The sequence below is a fragment of the Kitasatospora sp. NPDC088742 genome, assembly GCF_055584905.1.
Map to the genome: position 1 here is coordinate 1 of NZ_JBVJLD010000111.1, position 3,168 is coordinate 3,168.

Below are 3,168 nucleotides of genomic sequence, written 5' to 3' on the forward strand. Positions count from 1 at the left end.
GATTCGACAAACTCGCCGTCCGCTACGAAGCGACCGTGCTGGTCGCAGCCATCAACGAGTGGCTGTGACCAGCACTTTCGAAACAGGCCCTAGGACGGCCACCCCGCACGCATGACCGCAGGGCCGTCCGCAAGGGCGGCCCTGCGGCGTGTCCGCACGCGGCACCTCCTGGCGGACGGTCCGACCCACCGTCACCTCCCAGGAGCCACCGATGCAGACCGACGTCACCACGACCGCCACCGCCCCGGCCGCCGGCCACACCACCCTCGACGAGGTGCTCCGCCACCCCGAGGGCCACCGCATCCTCACCGGCGACCGCCCCACCGGCCCGCTCCACCTCGGCCACTACTTCGGCACCCTCAAGAACCGCGTCGACCTCCAGGCCGCCGGCGTCGAACTCCTGCTGGTGGTCGCCGACTACCAGACCCTCACCGACCGGGACCGCGCCGAGCGCCCGGCCGAGGCCGCCGAGGACCTGGTGCTCGACTACCTCGCCGCCGGGGTCGACCCGGCCCGGGCCACGATCTTCACCCACAGCTCCGTCCCCGCCCTGAACCAGCTGATGCTCCCCTTCCTCAGCCTGGTCAGCGTCGCCGAGCTCAGCCGCAACCCCACCGTCAAGGACGAGATCGCCCACTCCAGCCAGGCCGCCGTCAGCGGACTGATGTTCACCTACCCCGTCCACCAGGCCGCCGACATCCTCTTCTGCAAGTCCACCCTGGTCCCCGTCGGCCGCGACCAGCTCCCGCACCTGGAAGTCACCCGCACCATCGCCCGCCGCTTCAACGAGCGGTACGGCACCGAACTCTTCCCCGTCCCCCGTCCACTGCTCTCCGACGCCCCGCTGCTCCCCGGCACCGACGGCGGCAAGATGAGCAAGAGCCGCGGCAACGCCATCCCGCTCGGCGCCACCGAGGACCGCACCGCCAAGCTCGTCCGCAGCGCCACCACCGACGCCTCACGCCACATCAGCTACGACCCCGAAGCCCGCCCGGGCGTCTCCGGCCTGCTCCAGCTCGCCGCCCTCTGCGAGGGCCGCGACCCGGCGGACGTCGCGGCCGAGATCGGCGACGGCGGAGCGGCCGCCCTCAAGAAGCACGTCACCGAGGTGGTCAACGAGTTCCTCCGCCCGATCCGCGCCCGCCGCGCCGAGCTCGCCGAGGACCGGGCCCTGCTGCGCGCCGTCCTCACCGAGGGCGCCGAGCGGGCCAACGCCGTCGCCGACGCCACCCTGGCCGAGGTCCGCCACGCGATGGGCATGCGGTAGGACTGGGAGGGACCGCGCGGTACCGGCCGGGCACCCGTCCGGCCGGTACCGCGCCCGCTCCGTCCTCCGCTGCTCCGAGGGGTACCTGACGATGTCCCAGACGATCACCACCACGCCCGCCACCGGCCTGCCGCTGCGCCGGGCCCGCCGCCTGGTGCCCGGCGACCGGGTCGCCCTGGTGGCCACCAGCGGACCGCTCGAAGCCGAACAGATCGCGGCCGGCACCGCGATCCTGCGCTCCTGGGGCCTGGAGGTCGTCCCCGGCGCCCACCACCGCGACAACCACCTCGGCTACCTGGCCGGTACCGACGCCGACCGCGCCGCCGACTTCCAGCAGGCCTGGCTCGACCCCACCATCGCCGCCGTGATCTGCGCCCGGGGCGGTTACGGCGTCCAGCGGATGGTCGACCTGCTCGACTGGGACGCGCTGCGCGCCGCCCCGCCCAAGGCCCTGGTCGGCTTCAGCGACATCACCGTCCTGCACGAGGCCGTCGCCCAGCGGCTCGGCGTCCCCACCCTCTACGGCCCGCTCGGCACCGGCGCCACCTTCATCGCCGACCCGCCCACCGCCGAACACCTGCGCCGCACCCTGTTCGAACCCGACACCACCCTGGTCGTCGGCTCCACCGGCACCCCCCTCCTCCCCGGCACCGCCCACGGCACCACGGCCGGCGGCTGCGCCGCCCTGCTCGCCGCCGAACGCGGCACCCCCACCGCCCGCCCCTCCTTCGCCGGCACCATCCTGCTGCTGGAGGACGTCGGCGAGCACCCCTACCAACTCGACCGCATCCTCACCCAGCTGATCCGCTCCGGCGCCCTGGCCGGCGTGGCCGGCATCGCCCTCGGCTCCTGGGAGGACTGCGGCCCCCTCGACCAGGTCCGGGCGACCATGTACGACCGGCTCGCTCCGCTGGGCGTCCCGGTGGCCTGGGAGTTCGGCTTCGGCCACTGCCCCTCCACCCTCACCGTCCCGCTGGGCCTGCCCGCCACCCTGGACGCCGCAGCCGGCACCCTCACCTTCGACGTGCCCGTCCTCACCGCGCACCCGGCCGAGGCCGAGTAGCGTGCGCCCCATGCCGCCGGAGAGCAACGCCACCGCAGCCACCGTGCCCACAGCCACCGGGCCCGTAGCCACCGCGCCCGCGACCGCCGAGAGCCTGGTCGCCCTCGCCACCCGTCTCCTCGACGGCCGGACGGTCCACAAGGGCCGCTCCGTCCTCGGCCTCACCGGCCCACCCGGCGCCGGCAAGTCCACCCTGGCCCTTCACCTGGTCACCGAGATCAACCGGTCGCAAGGCCCCGGCACCGCCGCCTACCTCCCCCTCGACGGCTTCCACCTCTCCAACGCCCAACTCGACCGCCTCGGCCTCCGCCACCGCAAGGGCTCCCCGCCGAGCTTCGACGCCCACGGCTACGTCGCCCTCCTCCGCCGCGTCCACACCGAACGCTTCACCGAGGTCTACGCCCCCGGCTTCGACCGCACCCTCGACGAGGCGGTGGCCGGCCGCCACGTCATCCACCCCCACACCCGCCTGGTCGTCACCGAGGGCAACTACCTCGCCAACACCGAGGCCCCCTGGTCCGATGTCCGCCCCCTCCTCCACGAACTCTGGTACGTCGCCACGGCCGACTCCGTCCGGGACGAGCGCCTGATGCACCGTCACATGACCGGCGGGCGCACCCCGGAGGCGGCCCGGCAGTGGATCGCCGGCAACGACGACCCCAACGGCGCCTACGTGAAGGAGGGCCTGGCCGCCTGCACGCAGGCCGTCGAGGTGGGATGTTTGCCTTCGCTCGGTGACGGGGGTAGTGTTCTCTAGTCGCTCGGCAGGGAGCACCGGACACGCGTTCTGTGTGGACGGTCCCGGGGCGGCCAATCCTTGGAACACCTCTTCTGATCT

At 73.6% G+C, this 3,168-nt stretch carries 3 protein-coding genes; all 3 read left to right on the plus strand.

Features of this window, described 5'->3' with window-relative positions:
- Window positions 1-211 precede the first annotated feature (211 nt).
- The 3 genes from trpS (at window position 212) to ACZ6ZR_RS38620 (ending at window position 3,087) form a co-directional block, all read left to right on the plus strand.
- Window positions 212-1,267: a tryptophan--tRNA ligase gene (trpS, locus tag ACZ6ZR_RS38610; protein ID WP_465650705.1), complete on the plus strand. Its 1,056-nt coding sequence runs from the start codon at window positions 212-214 to the stop codon at window positions 1,265-1,267.
- Window positions 1,268-1,358: 91 nt separating this feature from the next.
- A complete protein-coding gene (locus ACZ6ZR_RS38615; protein WP_465650707.1) occupies window positions 1,359-2,330 on the plus strand; it encodes a S66 peptidase family protein in 972 nt (323 codons plus the stop codon).
- 10 nt (window positions 2,331-2,340) lie between these two features.
- Window positions 2,341-3,087, plus strand: a complete 747-nt coding sequence (locus ACZ6ZR_RS38620) for a nucleoside/nucleotide kinase family protein (protein WP_465650709.1) — start codon at window positions 2,341-2,343, stop codon at window positions 3,085-3,087.
- Window positions 3,088-3,168 lie beyond the last annotated feature (81 nt).